The sequence below is a fragment of the Micromonospora sp. NPDC023644 genome, assembly GCF_040640115.1.
Lineage (GTDB): Bacteria > Actinomycetota > Actinomycetes > Mycobacteriales > Micromonosporaceae > Micromonospora.
Map to the genome: position 1 here is coordinate 1 of NZ_JBFABA010000080.1, position 20,078 is coordinate 20,078.

Annotated in this window: 13 protein-coding genes; 5 read left to right on the forward strand and 8 right to left on the reverse strand. The window is 69.6% G+C overall.

The annotated features are described in order from the left end of the window. The first annotated feature begins 160 nt into the window (after positions 1-160). Genes AB0G08_RS28740 through AB0G08_RS28760 form a run of 5 tightly spaced genes read left to right on the forward strand, consistent with a single transcriptional unit; the run spans position 161 to position 4,903 of the window. Positions 161-994, forward strand: coding sequence for a 2-phosphosulfolactate phosphatase (locus AB0G08_RS28740; RefSeq protein ID WP_358093668.1), 834 nt, complete (start codon positions 161-163; stop codon positions 992-994). A 2-nt stretch (positions 995-996) separates the two neighbouring features. Beyond that, positions 997-1,824 (forward strand): hypothetical protein, encoded by an 828-nt coding sequence (locus AB0G08_RS28745; RefSeq protein ID WP_358093671.1) that lies wholly within the window; start codon positions 997-999, stop codon positions 1,822-1,824. A gap of 46 nt (positions 1,825-1,870) precedes the next feature. After that, positions 1,871-2,932 carry a nucleotidyltransferase domain-containing protein gene (locus tag AB0G08_RS28750; RefSeq protein ID WP_358093672.1) on the forward strand — a complete coding sequence of 354 codons (1,062 nt, stop codon included), beginning with the start codon at positions 1,871-1,873 and terminating at the stop codon, positions 2,930-2,932. Beyond that, positions 2,929-3,912 carry a hypothetical protein gene (locus AB0G08_RS28755; protein ID WP_358093674.1) on the forward strand — a complete coding sequence of 328 codons (984 nt, stop codon included), beginning with the start codon at positions 2,929-2,931 and terminating at the stop codon, positions 3,910-3,912. The genes AB0G08_RS28750 and AB0G08_RS28755 overlap by 4 nt, the downstream gene beginning before the upstream one ends. A 1-nt stretch (position 3,913) precedes the next feature. After that, positions 3,914-4,903 carry a hypothetical protein gene (locus tag AB0G08_RS28760; RefSeq protein ID WP_358093676.1) on the forward strand — a complete coding sequence of 330 codons (990 nt, stop codon included), beginning with the start codon at positions 3,914-3,916 and terminating at the stop codon, positions 4,901-4,903. Positions 4,904-5,008: 105 nt separating this feature from the next. Here the strand turns inward: AB0G08_RS28760 and AB0G08_RS28765 are convergent, their stop codons facing one another. The 8 genes from AB0G08_RS28765 to AB0G08_RS28800 form a co-directional block, all read right to left on the reverse strand. Next, positions 5,009-5,743 (reverse strand): glucose 1-dehydrogenase, encoded by a 735-nt coding sequence (locus AB0G08_RS28765; protein WP_358093679.1) that lies wholly within the window; start codon positions 5,741-5,743, stop codon positions 5,009-5,011. A gap of 13 nt (positions 5,744-5,756) precedes the next feature. Then, entirely contained in the window at positions 5,757-7,097 is a 1,341-nt protein-coding gene (gene lat / locus AB0G08_RS28770) for an L-lysine 6-transaminase (protein ID WP_358093682.1), read from the reverse strand. A gap of 19 nt (positions 7,098-7,116) precedes the next feature. Next, entirely contained in the window at positions 7,117-7,557 is a 441-nt protein-coding gene (locus AB0G08_RS28775; RefSeq protein WP_358093685.1) for a nuclear transport factor 2 family protein, read from the reverse strand. Between the two features lie 9 nt (positions 7,558-7,566). Next, on the reverse strand, positions 7,567-8,424 hold the full coding sequence (locus AB0G08_RS28780) for an SDR family oxidoreductase (protein ID WP_358093688.1): 858 nt from the start codon (positions 8,422-8,424) through the stop codon (positions 7,567-7,569). 24 nt (positions 8,425-8,448) lie between these two features. After that, positions 8,449-9,720 carry a condensation domain-containing protein gene (locus AB0G08_RS28785; RefSeq protein ID WP_358093691.1) on the reverse strand — a complete coding sequence of 424 codons (1,272 nt, stop codon included), beginning with the start codon at positions 9,718-9,720 and terminating at the stop codon, positions 8,449-8,451. A 40-nt stretch (positions 9,721-9,760) separates the two neighbouring features. Further along, positions 9,761-10,927 carry an FAD-dependent monooxygenase gene (locus AB0G08_RS28790; RefSeq protein ID WP_358093694.1) on the reverse strand — a complete coding sequence of 389 codons (1,167 nt, stop codon included), beginning with the start codon at positions 10,925-10,927 and terminating at the stop codon, positions 9,761-9,763. Next, positions 10,924-18,024 carry an amino acid adenylation domain-containing protein gene (locus tag AB0G08_RS28795; protein ID WP_358093696.1) on the reverse strand — a complete coding sequence of 2,367 codons (7,101 nt, stop codon included), beginning with the start codon at positions 18,022-18,024 and terminating at the stop codon, positions 10,924-10,926. The genes AB0G08_RS28790 and AB0G08_RS28795 overlap by 4 nt, the downstream gene beginning before the upstream one ends. Positions 18,025-18,329: 305 nt before the next feature. Further along, positions 18,330-19,706, reverse strand: coding sequence for a right-handed parallel beta-helix repeat-containing protein (locus tag AB0G08_RS28800; RefSeq protein ID WP_358093699.1), 1,377 nt, complete (start codon positions 19,704-19,706; stop codon positions 18,330-18,332). Positions 19,707-20,078: the final 372 nt, after the last annotated feature.

The following is a 20,078-nucleotide window of genomic DNA, read 5'->3' on the forward strand; positions in this document are numbered from 1 at the left end:
GTTCTGCAACCGGGATTACCCCGCACCCCCCCCCGGCTCATATCGAACACCCACTTTAAACAAAACGCGCGCCCCCCCCGGGGGGGCGCCCCCCCCCCCCGGGGGGGGGGGGGGGCCCCCCCCCCCCCCCCACCGCCTGGTACGACAGAGAGGACGGTAGATGGTCAGCGATGTGCTGCCGGGCCGGGAACCGGACGCCTTCGATCCGTGGCCGGACGAGCGGGTGCACGTGGAGTGGAGCGATCTCGGCGCGCGACTCGCCGCCGACCGCGGGGATGCCATCGTCGTGGTGGACGTGCTGTCCTTCTCCACCACACTGACCATGGCCGCGGAACGCGGCATCCGTTGTCACGTCCACTCCAAAGCGGAACTCGCCGAGCGTGGCGGTGCCGAACTGGTGGCGGCGGCCCTGGGCGCGGTGCCCGCCGCGGCCAAGCGCGACGCGCGGCCGGGCCAGCTCTCCCTGTCACCGGCCAGCCTCCGTGAGGTCGGCCCGGAGGTTTCGGCGGCGCTGTTCACCTCGCTGAACGGGGCACGCGCGGTGTCGGCTGCGGCCGGCGCCGCCCAGGTGGCCCTGGGCTGTCTGCGTAACCGCAGCGCGGTCGCCGCCCTGGTGGCCTCCTGGCTCGGCGTCGACGACCGGCTGCGGGTCACCATCGTCGCCTGCGGCGAACACTGGTCGTCGACGTCACGGCTCGAAGGGCTACGCCCGGCGCTGGAGGACCAGTTGGGCGCGGGGGCCATCGCCGACGCGCTGGCCGAGCTCGGGTACGCCGGCTCCGTCGAGGCGCAGGCCGCCGCGGCGGTCTTCCGCGCGCTCGGCACGACGAGGTTCACCGACCTGGTGGGCGCCCGCGAGTTGGTCACCGCCGGCTTCCCGGCCGACGTCGCACTCGCCGCCGAGGTCGACGTCACCGCCGCCGTCCCGATGTTGAGCAGGGACGCGGGCGAGCGTTGCTTCATCGGATGGCAACCGCACGACTCGGAGGAGTAGCCATGTACGTGCTCGGCCACGTGGTCACCGCGGTCCGTTCCGGCGCGTTCGGCCCGGTCGACCTGCTCAGCGGGGAACGGGTGCTGGAGCTGATGCTGCCGGACGTCCTGAGCTCGCACGACTGGGGTTACGAGCACTGTTGGCGCGACACGGATTCCCTGCGCGGCCGGCTCGTCGTGGCGCACATGCTCGGCGACGCGGTGGTGCACTACGGGCCGCGCTGGGTCGCCCCGCACCGGCGTAGCGGCTGGGCGTACCTGCGGATGGGACAGGTGGCCCGCAGGTACGAGGAGTTCTGGCGGACTGCCGCCGAGCGCGGCTGGCGCAAGCCCGACGCGGGTCCGCAGGACTCCCGCCGCGGCTGGGCCCACTCGCTGGTGGAGTACTCGATCGACCAGCATCTGGCCGACCACGGCGACTGGTCCGATCTCCTGGCCGAGTTGCGGCGACGTGCCGCCGTGGTGGTCACCGACCCGTCCTGGGTCCGCGCCTACGCCGCTGAGGCGGGGGTCGTACCGAGCAAGCCGCTGCTCAGCCAACCGCAGCGGTACTGCGGCGCGCTGTCCCGCGCCCTCGAACCGGACGAGATCCACCTGCGCGGACTCGCCGTGAAGTTCGGCCTGATCGAGCGCCCGGAAGTGCTCGGATGGCTGCGCGAGTGGACGCGCGGCATCGTCGCCGGCGTGGGCGCCGACGAGATCGACGACGTGCTGGCGGGCATCTCGGACGTGATCAGCACCCCCGAGGGGTTCGGTTACCCGGTCGACCCGTGGGCCGTCGCGGCGATCCCCGAGCCGTGGCCGGTGGTCGCCGACCAGCCGCCGACCTGAACCCACCCCTGATCGACCGTGCCCACCTCACCACATGGAGACAGCTGTGTTCGATGAAGCAGTTCGGCAGCAGAAGCTCGCTGATGGACGTCGATATGCCGAACGGCTCGCGGAGAACCCCGACATCGAGTCGGTGTACCTGTGCGGCAGCCTCACGGCCGGGCTTGGAAACAGCACCTCGGACGTCGACATCTATGTGGTGGTCCACGACGGCGAGCGTCCGGCCCGCCCGGAACAGTCCGACTACGACGGCCAGCGCGTCGACATCGAGGTCCGCACGGTCCGCGACCTCCGCCGGCTCGCCGAGGGGCTGCGGGACGCGCACGCCACGACCGAGGACAACAGCGCCGTCTGGCGGCTGGAGGAGCACTTCGACGACGCGGTCCGCCTGCTGTCGGCCGAGTTCGTCAAGGCCGGCCCGGAGACCGTGCACACCCGTGACCTGCTGGTGCAGCACGTCGACCGGATCCGGCAGGTGCTGATCAGCTTCCGGCAGATCCGCTGCGTCAACGTGATCGAGGACATCAACGGCTTCCTCGATGACGGCCTGCTCGACGGGGCCCTGGTCACCTCCGGGGCGATGCTCAACGAGGCGCTGGAGATCTTCCTGTTCGGCTGCGGTGACCTGTACCTGGGGCACAAGTGGATCTGGCACCGGCTCGAACGTTCCGCCGGGCCGACGTTTCCGACCGAGCAGGTACGCCGGCTGGCGTTCCGGGCCCCGGAGCGTCCGGCCGACATCGTCGGGTTCGTGCGGGACCGGATCGCGTTCAGCCAGGTCTGTCTGACCGCCGCGCTCGTCGACGGCTGGGACCGCCCCGAAGCGGGCGGGTGGCGGCACTGGACCGTGGGGGCCGACGGCCCGCGTCGTGCCTCGGACTGGCTGCCGTACCGGTTCGACGACGGCCTCTACCTGGACACCTTCCGTCGCCGACGGTTCCGGATGCAGCCGCAGTGGCTGCGGCTGTGGGCCGAATGCGGTGGCGGCCGGAGCCTGGCGGAGGTGGTCAAGGAGCACCTCGTGGACGCCGACGGCGACCTCACCGAGGCCGAGGTCGTCCAGCGACTGGACAAGATGTTTGAGGCCGGAACCCTGGTGGCCCGGTGACCGACGACCTCGAGCGCCGGACCGCGATGCTGTTGTTGCTGCCGGACCTGATGGTCACGGAAGCCTGGCCCGCGCTCTGGCGTCGGCTCGCCGCGCTCCAGGTGGACATCGTCGCGTTGACCTCCGCGCAGCTCGCCCCGGCCCAGCTGGCCACCCTGTACTCCGGCTCGGCGGTCAAGCCGCACAACCGGGGCCGCCCGGTCACCAGCCTGGGCTGGCGGATCGGCGGGCTGGACATGTCCGTCCCGCTGGTCGTACGCAGTCGGCTCCCGGTGGACCTGGTCGGGCTGCTGGACCAGTGGAAGGGGCCGAGCGGGTACGGCCTGCGCGCCGACGGCGACCTGCGGGAGGTCTGGCCGGCGGCCAACCGGTGCATGTCGCTGCTGCATTCCCCGGACAACCGGGAGCTCATGTGGCGCGACGTCCGGCTGCTGTTCGGCACCGGCACCGCCGAGCGGATCCGCACCGGGCCGGCCGGCGCGCCGGTACCCGCCGAGGCCGTCTCCCACCTGCGGATGTACCTGCCGATGAGTCAGGAGCGGCACCCGTACGACATCGTCGTCCGGACGCTCATCCGGGGCGCGACCCTGCTGGCGTACGACGGGCGGCTCGACACCGCGGCCGACCGAGACGCGTACGCCGCGATCGTGGACCGGCTCGCGGCGCTGCGCGGCGCCCTGAATGAGACCCGGCCGGACGAGGTCTTCGCGGTGGCCACGGCCGGGCTGGCCGAGGTGGGCCGGATGTTGCCGTCCCGGGCGCCCGCGCCACTGGTCGACGACGCGGACTTCGCCACCGAGGTGCTGCGGAGCTCGCGGGCGGCGCTGCTGGCCGCGCTGCGTGCCCTGACCGACCCGTCGACCTGGTCGGAGGCGGTCGCGGTGCAGGTGATCGAGGTGGCCGACCGGTGCGGCCTGCACCTGGACCCGTGGGAGCGACACCGGTTGTCCGTCGCGCTGGCCTTCGCCCCCCGGTCGTGACGTGCCGACCACGCCGACGATCGACCTGACCGGGGCCACACCGGGCTGGCCGGCGCACCTCCTGCAACAGTGGCGCGACTGCCTGCTCCGCACCTGTCAGGAGGACCTGCCGGCGGACGGCGCACCGCACATCGGGGACCCCGAGCTGCGGGCGGTTCTCGCGGACCGGGTCGGGGTCGCGGCGTCGGATCTGGTGATCACAAGTGGGGTGCGCTTCGCGGTCCGTGGCCTCTGTGCCGACGCCGACCGGGTGGTGGTGGAGCGTCCGACGTTCTCCGGGGTGCCGCTGTCGCTGACGCAGCTCGGCCTGCCCTGGTCGTACGCGGACTGGGCCGAGATGCTCGCAGGTGACCGCACGGTTGAAGGGGCGGTCTGCTGGGTGACCTCGCCGGCCCGCAATCCCGACGGTCGCGGCTTCGGCACGGCGGACCTGGCCCGGTGGGCCGCTGTGGCCGGCAGCGCGCGAAGACTGGTGCAGAACGTGACCTACCGGGACTTCGCCGATGGCCCGGCGATCCCGGGCGCCTGTCTGGTGGCGAGCTTCCACAAGGTCGCCGGACCGGGCGCGCGGTTGGGTTGGGCCGCCGGCCCGGGAATGGCCGAGCTGCTGAAGCCGGAGCTACGGGCCGCCTCACCGGCCCGGATCTGGCAGCGCACCTGGCTCCGGTTCGTCCTGTCGGGCGGGTGGGACGAACTGACCACAGGGCTCCGAGCCGATGTCGAGCGGGCCCGCTCGGCCTTCCGGGCCGGGTTGGGGCCAGCCCTGGAGTGGCTCGCGCCGGACCTGGCCTGCGGCGCGGGACCGGCGCTGCTGCTGCGTGCGGCAGCCTCGGACGCCCGTGACCGGCTCGCCGCGGCCGGGGTGCTGGTCGGTGCCGGCGCGGACTTCGCAGCGGGAAACCGGATGGTACGCGTCTGGCTAGCCGGGCTGACCGAGGACGCCGCGTTCACCGCGGCTCAGCGGGTGGGGCGGGTGCTGGCCCACCGATAGCGGGGTGCCACGTACCGTCGTGCACCGGGAGCGGAGCAGCCGCAGCAGCGAGCAACATCTCCGGTACCGGTTCGACGGCGACCAGCCGGACGTGCCGACCGGCGGTCAGGCTATCCACCGCAGGCCGCCGCTGACTTCGAGGATGTGGCCGTTGATGTAGGAGCTGGCGGGAGTGGCGAGGAAGATCGCGGCGGCGGCGACCTCTTCCGGGGTGCCGAGACGGTCGAGGACGAGCCGGGACTGGTAGCGCTGCCAGCGTTCGGGTACGGCGGCGAGCTGGCGACCCATCCCACCGTTGATGTAGCCGGGGGCCAGGCAGTTGACGGTGACACCCTTGGGCCCGAGCTCGATGGCCGCGGTGCGGGTGAAGGCCTCCACCGCGGCCTTGGTGGCGCTGTAGGCGGCGGCGCCAGGGACGGGTCTGGTCGCGACGCACGAGGAGACCGTGATGATCCTGCCCTCGCCACGGGCGGTCATGTGGGCGGCGGCCTCCCTGGTGCAGAGGAAGACGCCGGTGAGGTTGGTGCGGACGGTGGTGTCCCAGTCGTCGAGGGAAAGCCTGACGATCTTGCCGTCTCTACTCACGCCGGCGTTGGCCACCAGCACGTCGATGCGTCCAAAACGATCCACCGCGGACCGCATGAGGTCGCGGACGGAATCTTCCTCCGTGACGTCGACCCGGTGGTAGACAAGCCGATCGGTGGTCACCTCCCCGATGTCGTAGGGGTTGCGGGCCGCACAGATCACGGTTGCGCCCTCGGCGTGGAACTGCTCGGCGATGGCCCGGCCGAGGCCTCGGGTGCCGCCGGTAACGATAATGATCTTGTCGGCCAACCGCATTGGTGCCCCTCCCCTAGGCCGCGACTTCCAACATCTCGTTGGACAGCCGGGCCAGTACCCGGCCCAGCCGGTCGACTGCCTCGACCAACTCGGCTCGGGACACGGCGAGTGCCGGCCGGAACCGGATCCCGTCCGGCCCGCACGGCAACAGCAACAGGTTCTCTTCCTCGCGTACCCGCTCCAGAATGCGGTCGCGCAGGCTGGCGTCGGACACGGTCACGGCGGCGAGCAGGCCACGCCCGCGCGGGTTGCCAAGCAGTTCGGGATGGCGGGTACACAGCTCTGCGAGCCCTTCGCGCAACTGGGAACCGAGCGCCGCCGCACGCGTCACCAGGCCGTCGGACTCGATCACTTCGAGGATCCGCCTGGCCCGCACCATGTCGACCAGCCCGCCACCCCAGGTCGAGCTGATCCGGCTGGCCACCCGGAACACGTTGTCCGCCACCAGATCCACCCGCCGGCCGGCCATGATCCCGCACACCTGGGACTTCTTCCCGAACGCGATCACGTCCGGGCGCACTCCGAGCTGCTGGCAGGCCCAGTTGGTGCCGGTGGCCCCGAAGCCGGTCTGCACCTCGTCGGCCACCAGAAGCACGTCATGCTCGTGGCACAGCCGTTCCACGGCCTGCAGATACTCGGCGCGAAGGTGGCGATCGCCGCCCTCACACTGGATCGGCTCGAAGACGAACGCGGCCACATCGTGCCGGTGCGCCTGGAAGGCGTTCGAGATCTGCCGCAGCGAGGCCCGTTCGGCGGCGAGCACCTCCGCGCGGTGTTCCTCAAAGGGAAACCGCATCGCCGGGCTGTCCACCCGCGGCCAGTCGAACCGCGGGAATCGAGCGGTCTTGGCCTGGTCGGTGTTCGTCAACGAGAGCGTGTAGCCGGAGCGTCCGTGGAAGGCGTGTCGCAGGTGGACGACCTTGGTGCCAAGGCTCGGCGAGCGGCCGGCCTGCTCGTTGCGCCGTGACTTCCAGTCGAACGCGACCTTGATCGCATTCTCCACGGCCAGCGCGCCGCCGTCGATGAAGAACAGGTGCGGCAGCTCCGGGTCACCCACGACCCTGGTGAAGGTCGCCACGAAGCGCGCGGCCTCCGCCGTGTACACGTCGTGGTTGGACGGCCGGCACAGAGCGGCCCTGGTGAGCTCGGCGATGAACTCGCCGTCCTCGGTCAGCGCCGGGTGGTTCATCCCCAGCGGGAGGGAGGCGAAGAACGAGAACATGTCGAGGTACTCCCGCCCGGTCCTGGCGTCGACCAGCGTGGAGCCCCGGCTCGCGGTCAGGTCGACCACCAGGTCGAGCCCGTCGGCGAGCGCGGGAGCGGACAGCACCGAGGAAGCATCGCTCGGGCGCATGGGATCTCCGATCAGGTGGCTATGCGGCGTCGATCTGCTCGATCGTGTCCATCCCCAGCGCCTCGATGACCGGCAACGGGTTCCAGAAGTCCTTGAAGTGGACGAACTTCCCGTTTCTGGTCCGTACAACCGAGATGTAGGTCTGGTGGAAGGCGCGGCCGGTGGGGACCGCCTTGCCGTCCGCCCGAAACTCGGCGATCACCAGCTCGGGGTCGACCGTGTCGTGGAAGACCAGGTCGGCGAAGCGCACCCGGAGCAGCTCCGGGAAGTTCTTCATGTGCTCGTACAACGCGTCATGGCCGGCGAAGCGGAACGGCACACCCGGCGGGCCGTAGGCGAACTCCAGCACGCCGTCCGGCGTGAACAGATCCACCCAGTCCCGGATCTTCTCGGCCTCGATGTACTGCAGGTTCCGGGCGAACGCCGCCTGCGCCCGCGCACGGATCTCCTGGTCACTCATGGGTCCTCCTCAGTCGGTCGAGACAAGTGCGGACAGCCGCTTGTCGAGCGCGGAGTCTGAGAGCAGCCGGGTCAGCACCCGCGTCCTGCGCATGTCCGCACCGACCGGATAGCGGGTCCTGGGCCGCTGCGCGGTGAGGGCCTCGGCCACCACCGCGGCGAAGTCGTCCGGGGTGGTCCGGCAAGCCTCGAGTTGATGCGCGTTGATCGCGAGGAATCGGTCGAACGATCCCCGGTAAAGGTCACGTCGTTGGGCCGTGGCCATGATGTCTCGGCCGGCGCTGGCCATCTTCTCCCAGATCGGGGTCCGGATCGCACCCGGCTGGACCACCGACACCGACACCCCGAACGGCGCGAGCTCGCGGCGCAGCGCGTCGCTCATGCCCTCCTTGGCGAACTGGGAGGCGGCGTACGCGCCGAGGTAGGGCAGGGCGATGCGGCCAAGGCCGGACGTCACGTTCACGATCCGGCCCCGGCGGGCGCGAAGCTGCGGCAGGAACGCCTGGATCACCGCGAGCTGACCGACCAGGTTGGTCTCCAGCTGCAGCCGCAACTGTTCGGCCGGCAGGCACTCCAGCGGTGCGGGAACGCTGATGCCGGCGTTGTTGACAAGACCCCACAGTCCCGAGGAACCCACCGCGGCGGACACCTCGTCGGCCGCCGAGCTGATCTCGTCCGGCTTGGTGACGTCCAGGATGATCGGGGAGATGCGGTCGTACCGTGACTCGGCGAGCAGCTCCTTGCCGTCCTCGGTGCGCCGTACGGCCGCGAACACCCGGAAGCCGAGCTGTTCCAGATGGACGGCTCCGGCCCGGCCGAGCCCGGAGGACGCCCCGGTGATGACGACCGACTTTCCGTCTGGTGACAACGGTCTTGGCCTTCTGAACACGCCCTACTCCTCTTCCAGAGCGCCGAGAACCGCGTCGAAGCTTGCCGCGACGAGGCGTACGGCCCGATCCCGCGTCAGCCCGCCGTCGACGTAGCTGAAGTTCCAGTGGAGCCGGTCGTGACTCGTGTTGACCGTGGCGACGAAGTACCCGCACACCGACAGGCCGGCGAGGAACTGGGCGCCGGAGAGCTGCCACGGCCCGATGCTGGCCGGGAAGTCGTACCGTCCGATGTTGGAGATGCAGAGGTTGACCGGGCCCTGCGTCTCGATGAACTCGATCAGCGGCGCGCATTCCTCGACGGTCATCGGGCATGAGCCGCCGACCAGGTTGACCATGCCGAAGTGCTCACCGCGGCGTTTACGCCTGATGAGGTCCCGGCTGATGGTCCTGGCCATCGACCAGAGCGACGTCTCGACTGGGACGAGCGATCCGACTGTCGCGACATAGGTGCCGACGGCGGTGTCCGGCACCGGCGGCACGAGCCCGTCGCGGAAGTTGATCGGCGAGCCGATCGCCACGCCGGCGGGGCGTTCCGGGCCGTCGCCGGCCACGGCGGCGACCATGGCGGCGGCGAGCACGCCGTGCACGGTGGTGCCCTCGCGGCGGCAGGCCCGCAGCAGCGCGTCGACCTGGTCCGCCGAGAGCGACCGGTGCACCACGCGGGTCCGGCGGGCGGTGAACGGGACGAACTCGCTCGGCTCCACCCTGGCGGGCCGCAGGCGCCGCAGCCGGCGGTCGTCGCGACTTCGTTGCCACCGCAGGCGACGCTCACCGGCCCGGCCACGGTGCCGTCGTGGAAACATCTCCTCGCACGCCGGCAGACCGGGCTCGCGCACATCCGACCCACGGCCGGCCGCGAGCGTGAGCCAGTCCTTGACGAGGGACAGAACCGTCGTGCCGTCGGCGATACAGTGTGGGAGCGTCAATATCAGGTCGTGCACGTCGTCGTTGGTCACGACGACCGTGCGGCACAGCGGGCCGGTGCGCCAGTCGATGGCCTGGACCATCTCGTGCTCGTTGATCTGGCGAAGCCAGTCGTCGTCGGCGGTGCCCGCGACCCGGCGCAGCGGGATGGGCGCGTCGGTCGGCACGAAGGAGGGACCGTCCGCGCCGGACTCGATCGCGACGCGCAGCAACGGATGACGCACCCGCAACGCGTCGAGCGCCTGGCGGAGCAATGATGGGGTCAGCCGGCCGGTGACCCGGACGCGGGCGATGACGTTGAGCGGGGACACCTGGTCGGCGATCCAGTACCAGCGCTCGAGTGGGCTCAACGGCCGACGGACCACCGGAAGCACGGACCGGGCCGAGGAATCAATGGCCATGATGACGTACCGCCAGCGATCGTGCGTCGAAGGTCATCGTCGCCTCGTTGCGGCGGTCGATCACCGATCGCGGCACGAACCGCATGTAGAGGTTGCGCAGCAGGCTGGCGATCGGCCGGTCGAGCTGTTCGGCGCGGCTCAACGCGAAGGAGGCGTCCACCATGAGCCTGGCCCGTTCCCGGCGTTCCGCCTCGTACCCCCGCAGGGCCACGTCCGCGTCGGAGGCGTTGCCGAGGTGGTGCGCGAGGACGACGGCGTCTTCCACGGCCTGGGCGGCCCCCTGCGCCAGGCTCGGCAGCATCGGGTGTGCCGCGTCACCGAGCAGCGTCACCGGCCCGGTCCCCCACTGCTCGAGGAACGGACGGTCCTGGGCCGGCACACTGATGATGGCCGCCGCCGGTGTCGCGGCGATCGCGGCCCGCACCTCCGGCGCCCACCCGGCGTAGGCGCGGAGGATCTCGTCCTTGCCCCCGGCCCACCCGCGGGCATCCGGGACGTTCTTGGTGCCCCACCAGTAGATCCGCCCGCCGCCGATGTCGACGAGCCCGAACCGCTGTCCCCGGCCCCAGTAGTGGGCGCAGTACCCATCGGTCACGGTGGGGTGTCGGAACGGCAAGGTGGCGAGCCAGCACACGTAGCCCGGCTCCCGAGCCTCCTCCGGTCCCACCAGCTGCCGCCGGATCGCGGAGTTGAAGCCGTCCGCCCCGATGAGCACGTCGCCGCGCGCCACACCTCCGGCCGCGAAGTCGACCCGGACACCGTCGGCGTCCACCTGAAACCCGGTCGCGGTGGCGCCGAGTCGGACCGCCGTGGCGTCGAGGTGTTCGAGCAGCGCCTGCTGCAGATCCGCGCGGTGGATGGCGACGTTCTGCGCGCCGAGCCGCTCGCCGATGTGTCGAAACGGGACCCGCCGGATCCGGCGACCACGGGCCGTGCGGAAGTCCAACCTGTGGTAGACGCTGCCCCGGCGCTCGACGTCGAGCTCGATCCCCAGGGTACGCAGGGCGATCCGCGCGTTGATCGAGAGCGAGAGTGCCGATCCCGCCGGACGCAGCTCGCCGGCCCGTTCGTAGACCTCGGCGTCGACACCGACCCGGCGCAGACTCGCCGCCGCCGCGAGGCCGCCGATGCCGGCGCCGATGATGATCGCCTTCACGCCGCTTTCTCCCGGCTGTCCAGCGCCTCGGCGATCCGCCGCGCGACCTCGGCCACGTAGGGTTCCTCCATCAGGACGAGGTGGTTGCCCGGCACGTCGATCACGTCGATCCGCCCGCTGGTGTGTCTGGCCCAGCCGTTCGCGGGGTCGGTGTGGAGGGTTCCGGCGGCGGTGTGCATGGGCAGCAGCACCATCGGCAGCCGGTCGCTGGCCCGGACCAGGGTGAGGTCCTGGTCGAGGACTCCGGGCTCATAGGCCATGAGTGCCTCCCAGTGCGCGGAGAACATCCGGAACAGCCGGCGTACCGACGCCCGCGAGCTGCCGGGCCGCAACACCCCGGCTGCGGTCGCGCGCGCCATGATGAAGTCGAACTTCTCCTCCTCGGTGAGCCCGTCCGGGATGGCCTCGACGGGTGCGTTGCCGCTGCGCTCGAGCCAGATCAGCTCCCAGAAGAACCATTCCAGCAAGGCGTTGTCGGCGACGGGGTCGCGCTTGCTCGGCCCGCGGGCGATGGGATCGAGGAGGATGACCTGCTCGACACCTGCTGGATCCTCGCGCCGAAGCTGGCGCGCCAGCTCGAGAGCGACGACACCGCCGAAGGACCAGCCGCCGATGCGGTACGGGCCGCTTGGCTGGACCCGCCGGATCGCCTCGAGATAGGAGCGAGCGAGTTCGGGAACCGACCCGAGCGGCTCGGACCCGGGGTCGCTCCCGGCCGCCTGCAATCCGTACACCGGCTGCTCGGCCGGCAGGTGCTTGGCCAGGCGCACGTAGCAGAGCACGTTGCCGCCCAGCGGATGCACGAGGAAGAGCGGTGATCGATCTCCGCCCGCGCGGATCGGCACCAGCGGATCGTAGGTCAGGCTGGCGCCGCCGGAACGCAGCAACGCCGCCAGCCCGGCGACGGTTGGCGTGGTGACGAGCGCGGAGAGCGGCACGCTCACCTTGAACCGCTTCTCCAGCACCACGACCAGCCTCATCGCCGTCAGTGACGTACCACCGACCTCGAAGAAGTTGTCGTGCACGCCGAGCGAGGGCAGGTGGAGCAACTCGGTGAGGATCTCCACCAGGGAACGCTCGTAGGCGTCGCGCGGTGCGACCTGCTCGGCGGCACTGACGGCAGCCAACGGGATCCGGCGCAGCTCCGCGTCGTCGCGCTTGCCGCTCGGCGTCAGCGGCATCCGGTCCAGCCAGGTGATGTGCGACGGCACCAGATGGTCTGGCAACGACTCGCGCAGCAGGGCACGCACCTCGTTCAGGTCGACCGCACCCGCGTCACCGACCAGGAACGCGGCGAGGAACGAGTCGGCGCCATCCCGCCGCCGCGCGACGACCGCGGCCTCACGGATGCCCGGGAAGCGCTGCGCCAGAGCCATGATCGCGATCTCGACCTCGAGCGGCTCCACCCGGTAGCCGCGAATCTTGGTCTGGGTGTCGGTCCGCCTGGCCCAGACCAGGTCTCCGTTGGGCAGCACCCTGGCCAGGTCACCGGTGCGGTAGAGCCGGCTGCCCGGCTCGCCGAACGGGTTCGCGACGAAACGCTGCGCGGTCAGCTCCGGCTGGCCGTAGTACCCGTCAGCCAACGCGATCCCACCGAAGTACAGCTCACCCAGCACTCCGTGCGGCACCGGGCGCAGCCGCTCGTCGAGCAGGTAGAGCTCGACGCCGTTGATGACCGGACCGATCGGCGGCAGGTTCGGGAACTCCGCGGGGTCGCCGGCCAGCGGGTACGCCGTAACGAGATGCGTTTCCGTCGGGCCGTACTGGTTTTCCAGGATGGCACCGGGTAGGGCGGCCATGAACTGCCGGATCTCGGCCGTGACCCGCAGCTGCTCACCCGAGGAGATCACCACGCGGAGCTTGCTCGGAACGATGCCGAGCATGATCGCGGCCTCGGCGAGTTGTTGGAGGGCGACGTAGGGCAGGAAGATCCGCTCGACCCCCTCGCGGTCGAGCAGGCGCAGCAGGCTCGGCATGTCTCGCCGCTGCTCCTCGTCGATGATCCGCAGGGTGCCGCCGCCGCTGATCGTCGTGTAGATCTCCTGGATCGACACGTCGAAGCTGAGCGGCGCGAACTGCAGGGTCGTGCCACCGACCGCGCCGCTGGGCACGTTCGTCTGCCAGGCCTGATAGTTGTCCAGCGCGCGGTGCAGCTGTGCCACCCCCTTCGGGGTGCCGGTCGACCCGGACGTGAACAGTATGAAGACGAGGCTTTCCGGATGGATCGCGGGAAGCGCGACCGGATCGACGTCCTCCTCGATGGACTCCCAGGTCACGAGCAGGGCCGGATCCGCGATCAGGCCGGCGCGCGGGCCTCGCGCGACGATCCGCACGGGTGCGGCCTGCTCGATCATCGCCGTGATCCGCTCCTGCGGGTAGGTCACGTCGATCGGTACGCACGCCGCACCGGACCTGGCAATGCCGTAGATCGTCGCGATCATCTCCGGCGACCTGTCCATGGCGATGCCGACACACGTGCCCGGACCGGCGCCGAGCGACACCAGCCGCCAGGCCACCCGATTGACGATCCGGTCGAACTCGGCGTAGGTCCACCGCTCGGTCCCGTGCGCCACGGCGATGGCGTCCGGAGTGCGCGCCACATGGCTTTCCAGGCGTCGCACGATGTCGCTCGGCGGCTCGATGGCGGGCAGCGGCTTGGCCGGCGGGTCGGCCAGGAACGCGAAGTCCACCGCGCCGTGCGGGTCGTCGACGATCCGGCGCAGGATCGCGAGACAGTAGTCGATCAGAAGGTCGGTCTGGGCCGGCGTGATCGTGCGGCCGTCGGTGTCCACCCGCAACGAGATGTGCCCGTCCGTCGGGCTGACGACGACGTTGAGCAGCAGCGTGAAGTTGGTCTCTTCCCGGGTCTGGAAATCCAGCAGCTCGACGCCGGGCAGTTCGAAGATCGGCGTGAGCACGTGCATGTGGACGTAGTTGAAGACGGTCTCCAGCACCGGCGCGCCGCCCCGGTCGTTCTGGATGGCATGCAGCGGGTAGCGCCGGTGTGGGTGGATCTCCCGCTCCTGGCGGTAGACCTGGCCCACCACTTCCAGCCAGGTATCCGACGTTGGGCCGACCCGCAGCGGCACCGTGTTGAGGAACAGGCCGGTGATGCTCTCCGCTCCGGGTCGCTCCGGGCGGCCATGCATGACCAGGCCCGTGGTGACATCGTCCGTCCCGGACAGTAGCCGTAGCGTCAGGCAGTGCGCGGCGAGCAGTACGGACTTCACCGGGAGTTCGTGGGATTTGGAAAACTGCCGGACCCGTGTGTCGAGCCCGTCCGGCAAGCTGACCCAGCGGGTGTTCAGCTGGTCGTCACCGGGCGGCTCGTACTGGCGGAAGCCGTCCAGCTGGGTCAGCTCGGCACCCTCGAGTGCCTCCCGCCAGAAGCGCCTGCTGACGGCCGACTCGATGGTGCGGCGCTCCTCGATCACGTACGCCGCCGCCGAGGGCAGCGCGGCGGTCGGAACCGGTTCGATGTCCACCCCGGACAGGTGCAGGTAGTCGCGCAGCAGCTCGCTGATCAGGGTCGCGACGCTCCAGCCGTCCAGGATCACGTGGTGGAAGCTGAACACCAGGTCGACCGCGGACTGCCTGACGTACGCGCGGATCAGGTACAGCGGCGCCCGGTCGAACTCGTACCGGTGGCGGCAGCGCTGCTCGATGTGCGCGGTGACCTCAGCCTCGGCGGCATCCTCGCCGGCCGCGCGGAGATCGGCTATCTCCAGCTCGCCGCGCGCCTGCGGGTGGATCAGCTGGAGGGGCTCGGAAAAGCTGCCCAGGTCGAACGAGGACCGCAGCACCGGGTGCCGCTCGACAAGCCGGTCGAATGCCTCCCGCAACGGCTCTTCGCGCCACGGCATCCGGACCTTGTAACGGAAGACGTCGTGGTAGACGGCGGATCCCTCGTGTTCCGCGCCGTGGTAGAGCAGGCCCAGCTGGAGCTGCGTCGCCGGGTAGGCGTCTTCAACACCCGACAGCCGCGACCTGTCCACACTCGACACGAGCTGGAACGGGACGAGGTCCGGGATCGAGTCCGCCGGCGTCTCGGTCGAGACGCGGTGCGCCAGGGCGGCGATGGTCGGATACCGCACCATGTCGGCGAGTTCGAAGTAGAGCCCACGCTTCTCGGCCTCGGCTCTGACCCGCAGGGCGAGGATCGAGTCACCACCGATGGTGTAGTAGTTCCGGTGGATGCCGACCCGCTCGAGGCCCAGCACATCCGACCAGATCGCTGCGAGCGCCGCCTCGATCTCGGTGCGCGGCGGCTCGTCCGGCACGTCCACGGCGGCCGGGGACGGGAGCGCGGACCGGTCCAGCTTTCCGTTCGGCGTCAGCGGGGTCCGGTCGAGCCGTACGAAGAACGCGGGAATCATGAACTCCGGCAACGTGTTCGCCAGGTGCGTCCGGAGCCGCGCCGGGTCGACCTCGTCGCTGGCGACGTAGTACCCGACGAGATAGGTGCCCCGCGCCTCGGACCGGTGGTCGATCACGATCGCGTCGCGGAGACCGGGGAACGTGGCAAGGCTGTCGCGCACCTCCCCCAGCTCGACGCGATTGCCCCGAATCTTCACCTGACCGTCGATACGGCCCAGGAACTCGAGGTTGCCGTCGGCCAACCAGCGCGCGAGATCGCCGGTGCGGTACATCCGCTCGCCCGGGTGGAACGGGTCTTCGACGAACCTCTCGCCGGTCAGCTCCGGGCGGTCCAGGTAACCCCGGGCGACACCGGCACCCGCCACGCACAGCTCGCCGGCGACCCCACCCGGCTGAGCCTCGCCGTGACGACCCAGGACGTAGAGCCGGATGTTGTCGATCGGCCGGCCGATCGGCACCCGGAACACCGGCCCCGGCGGGCAGTCGAAGGCAGAGACGTCGACCGTGGCCTCGGTCGGCCCGTACAGGTTCACCAACTTCGGGCCGCCATCACCGAATACCCGGGTGAACTGCTCGACCCTGCCCGGCGTCAGCTCCTCGCCGCTGCAGAAGACCAGCCGCAGCGTGCCGGCGGAGTCGCGCAGCCGCGGCGAACGCTCGATCAGGTCGAGGAACGGCCCGAGCATGGACGGCACGAAATGGATCACGGTGACGCCGTGTGCGGCGATCGCGCCGAGGATCGCCTCCGGGTCCTTCTCCACGTCGGCGGGTGGCAGCGCCAGCCCCGCTCCGGCGATGGTCCACCAGAACAGCTCCCACACCGAGACGTCGAAGGAGATGGGTGTCTTCTGCAGCAACACGTCGGCGCCGCCGATGGGATAGCGCCGCTGCATCCACGCCAACCGGTTCACCACGGAGTGGTGCTCCACCATCACGCCCTTGGGCTTTCCGGTCGAGCCCGATGTGTAGATGACGTACGCCAGGTTGTCAGCGGTCGCCACCGGCTCGACGGGCGCTCGCGAACCGGCCAGCGCGTCGACGTCGCACACCGCGGCGTCCACCGTGGGTGGTTTTGTCGCGCCGGACACGAGCACGACCTTGGCGCCGCTGTCCTCGATGAGAAACCGGATGCGGTCGGCCGGATAGCTGGGATCGATGGGCACGTAGGCACCGCCGGCCTTGAGCACGCCGAGGATGGCGGTGAGCATCGTCGCGTCACGCTCGATCAGCACGGCCACCCGGTCGTCCGGCCGAATCCCCTCCTTCCGCAAGACCCGGGCCACCCGGTTGGCGCGAGCGTCCAACTCCGCGTAGGTGAGGGCGCCGGTCACGACCGCCAACCGGTCGGGCGTACGCGCGGCCTGCTCCTCGAACAGGCCGGACAACGTCTGGTGCCTCGGGTACCCGGTCCGCGCCGGGTTGGCCGCCTGCACGAGGCGAGCGTGCTCGGCCGGCGCCAACATCGCGAGACTCGACACCGGTGCGTCGGGCGCGTCCAACGCGTTGCCGATCAACGTCGTCAGATGGCCGGCCAGGGACTCGATGGGAAAGTCGTCGTCGAACACGTCCGCGGCGTAGTCGATGTCGATGACGACCGGGCCGTCCTGCGTGAACTCGTTGACGACGATCGCCAGCGCGTCGGTCTCGTGGGCGTGGCCGTACACCATCGTTTCCCGTACCACTCCGGGAATCTCCGCGGAGCTGGGCCACCGCATGGACGACAGTGTCACGTCGAACAGGTGGCGCGGCCCGGAGTCGGAAGGCCTGAGCTCCCGGAGCAGTTCGCCGGCCGGCAGGCGTTCGTGGGCGCGCATGGCACGGGTGGAGCCGCGAAGGCGCGTCACCAACTCCCGAAACGTCTCCCGCCCGGTGGTGTTCATCCGCAGAGGCATCGCGTTGGCGAAGTGCCCGACGGTGTTTCGCTCGGCATCGGTGCGCCGGTTCAGCAGCGGGACGCCGATGACGACGTCGCCGGTGCGGTGGATGCGGGACAGGTAGATGGTCAACGCGGCGGCGACAATGGTGAACATCGAGCCGTACTCGCCGGTCCGGGCCCGTTCGACGGTGAACGTGTGACGGCCGGTCCGGTACGAGCCACCCGGCGCCTTCCTCGTGAACAACGCCGGCTGGACTCCGGCGAGCTCCTTGCGGTAGAACGCAATGTCCGCGGCACGCTCGTCGGAGTTCAGGTAACGGCCCGCTTCCGTCACGAAATCCACGTACGACGGCGCCCGATTGGCCGGCTCCTGCTGGTATTCCGCCCTGATCTGGCTGATCAGCAGATAGATCCCCCACCCGTCGCACACCAGGTGGTGCACGTTGAGGTAGACGTACACACTGGACTCGCTCTCCTTGAGCAGAGCCACGTCGAACATCCTGGCGCGTTTGAGGGAGTACGCGCGGGAGAACGGCCGCCGCATCCACGACAGGCACGCCTGGCGGGGGTCCCGCTCACCGGACAGGTCGACGACCTCGATTTCCGGGACGTCCTCTTCCACCCACTGGTACGGCGCCCCGTTCGCCTCGTCGAACCGAAGTCGCAGCCCGTCGTTGCGCCGCACGACCCGCTCGACACACGCTTTCAGGAGGGGCAGATCCAGTTTTCCGGTCAGTCGCTCGTAGACAAGCGTGTTGAACTGCGGAAGATCGGGATACAACGAGCTGGCAAACCAGAGTTCAGACTGGTAAGCCGTCAGAGGAATGCGATGGGAGAGACCCATGCCACGAGGCTATTGAAGATGATCGACTGCCGGCACCTTCCAGAGTGCTTGAGCCTACGGGAGGTTGCTGCGGCGGCTCGCGGCCTCGCTCGCGACGCCTCACGGCGACGACGAGGTAGGACACGGGACGCCGACGACGTACCCGGTTGGTCGCGTCTCCGGCGACGACGGTCAGCGGTGCCGCCGCGGCGATGACAAGCAATACCACGGACGGGATCCCGAAACGGCCGTGTGCCAGCACAGCCGTGACGGTGTCGGGTTTCGCCGTACGAGTCGGGTCTCCTTCAGCGGTTCGACCTGCGGGATCAGGTAATGGTGTTATAGACGGGCACCCAGCCGAGGCTCGCACCAGTCGAGGAGAAGACTTCAATCTTCCGCACCACCGAGCCGGGAGTGGTAGCGGGCGCACTGTTGCCCACGCCGATACCGCCGACAGCGATCAATTTGCCCTCGGTGCGGATCTGACCAGGGCCACTTCGCCGGATGATCACGGTGTCGGCCGGCGCCTGGTACGGCACGGCGGCCTCAACGGCGTTCCAAGCCAACGTCACATTGGTCGACGCTCCGGTGACGAAGATCGCGGGAAAGGTAGCGTGCGCCTGCCACGCATGATTTCCCACGACCACCGTCTTGGTGGTGTTCAAGTTGATAGCGATGCAGCTGGCGGCCTGTGACGGGTTGGTGTTTGCGGTGCGGTTGCCCACTACAGTCACGTCACGGGCGCTGACGACGTTGATCTGCCCTTTGCAGTCGGTAACGACGTTTCCGGTTATCGAGACGCCGACGGCGGTTCCATTAGGAACCTTCCCGCCGTTACTCCCGTCCAGCTCGATGCCGCGCAACTGACAGCCGGTGACGGTGTTGTCAGCGACGACGAGGTTGGTGCAGGCCTCCGTGAAGATTCCCGCCTGCCCACATTCGGTGATCGTGTTACCGGATACGACATTCCGGTCGGCACCCGCCCATATGCCGATACCGTCGTAGTAGTCGGACGGCTCGCTCCAGACGCCGCCCTTCAGTTGTGCCTCATCGGTCGACGGCCAGTCCATCGCGACGTGGTTGTTGGTGATCCGTACGTCTTTGCCGTTGGACGAGATGCCGAAGCGAGTGCCTTCAGTGGTGCAGTTGGTGATTGCGATGTCATCGGACTGTCCGGGAACATCGTCGAACACGGCGATGCCGTTGAAGCGAACATCACGGACGGTGACGCCGTCGACAACACCACCGCGGGACGATGCGATGCGGATTCCGTTGTACTGCTGCGAGCGGTCGCTGTCCCACACTTCCAAGCCAAGGATCTTGAACCTGTGGCAGCCAGTGACACGTAGAACGGCCTTCCCGCCGTTAACAGCTGGTTGCGCGCCTTTGAGCTTGAGGGTGGCCCCGTAACCGGAGACCACGAAGTGGGTCCGCCCCGAGACAACAAGTTCATCGCTGACCACGAAGACTCGGCCAGCGGGGAAGTACACACTTTCGCCGGTGCCGGCAGCTGCGGTCAGCGCCGCCTGGATCGCGGCCGTGTCGTCGGTGGTACCGTCGCCGACCGCACCATGGTCGAGCACCGAGATCCATCCGTCACCGGTGGCACCTGGCGCGGCGTGCGCCACGGAGGCGCTCGCCGTCAACCCGCCGACCGCCGTGGTGGAAACTAGTCCTGCAAGCAAGGCGTTTCGCCTACTCATCAACTCCACGTCGATTCCCCGTCCGATCCACGCTGGTTCATGATCTTCGATGGCCCCCGCACTCTACAGAGATCTTTCCCGACTCGCTAGTCATCCGTGATCGGACGAAGCAGTCGCGGAACTTGTCAGGGTCGGTGTGGCCATAGGGTGTCCTGCCGCCATATGGCAACGGTTGGTCCGGCACGCACGGCCGGCCGCCGCTGCCCTCGATGCCTACCCCGTCGACACCTGTGGCTGACTGGCACTCAAGCGTCGCATCCCCGTCACGATCGAGCCTCTAAGGGACGTCTCGTAACTGACGGCCGGTCCATGGTGGATCATGTCCGGGTGCAGGTGATCTCGGCGGCCCGCCAGGAGTGGATCTTTCCGTTC

Excerpts from the sequence above, each read along its gene's own strand:
- AB0G08_RS28800 (WP_358093699.1), bottom strand. The coding sequence starts at position 19,706 with ATGAGTAGGCGAAACGCCTTGCTTGCAGGACTAGTTTCCACCACGGCG.
- AB0G08_RS28745 (WP_358093671.1), top strand. The coding sequence starts at position 997 with ATGTACGTGCTCGGCCACGTGGTCACCGCGGTCCGTTCCGGCGCGTTC.
- AB0G08_RS28765 (WP_358093679.1), bottom strand. The coding sequence starts at position 5,743 with ATGCGGTTGGCCGACAAGATCATTATCGTTACCGGCGGCACCCGAGGC.
- AB0G08_RS28740 (WP_358093668.1), top strand. The coding sequence starts at position 161 with ATGGTCAGCGATGTGCTGCCGGGCCGGGAACCGGACGCCTTCGATCCG.
- lat (WP_358093682.1), bottom strand. The coding sequence starts at position 7,097 with ATGCGCCCGAGCGATGCTTCCTCGGTGCTGTCCGCTCCCGCGCTCGCC.
- AB0G08_RS28795 (WP_358093696.1), bottom strand. The coding sequence starts at position 18,024 with ATGGGTCTCTCCCATCGCATTCCTCTGACGGCTTACCAGTCTGAACTC.
- AB0G08_RS28775 (WP_358093685.1), bottom strand. The coding sequence starts at position 7,557 with ATGAGTGACCAGGAGATCCGTGCGCGGGCGCAGGCGGCGTTCGCCCGG.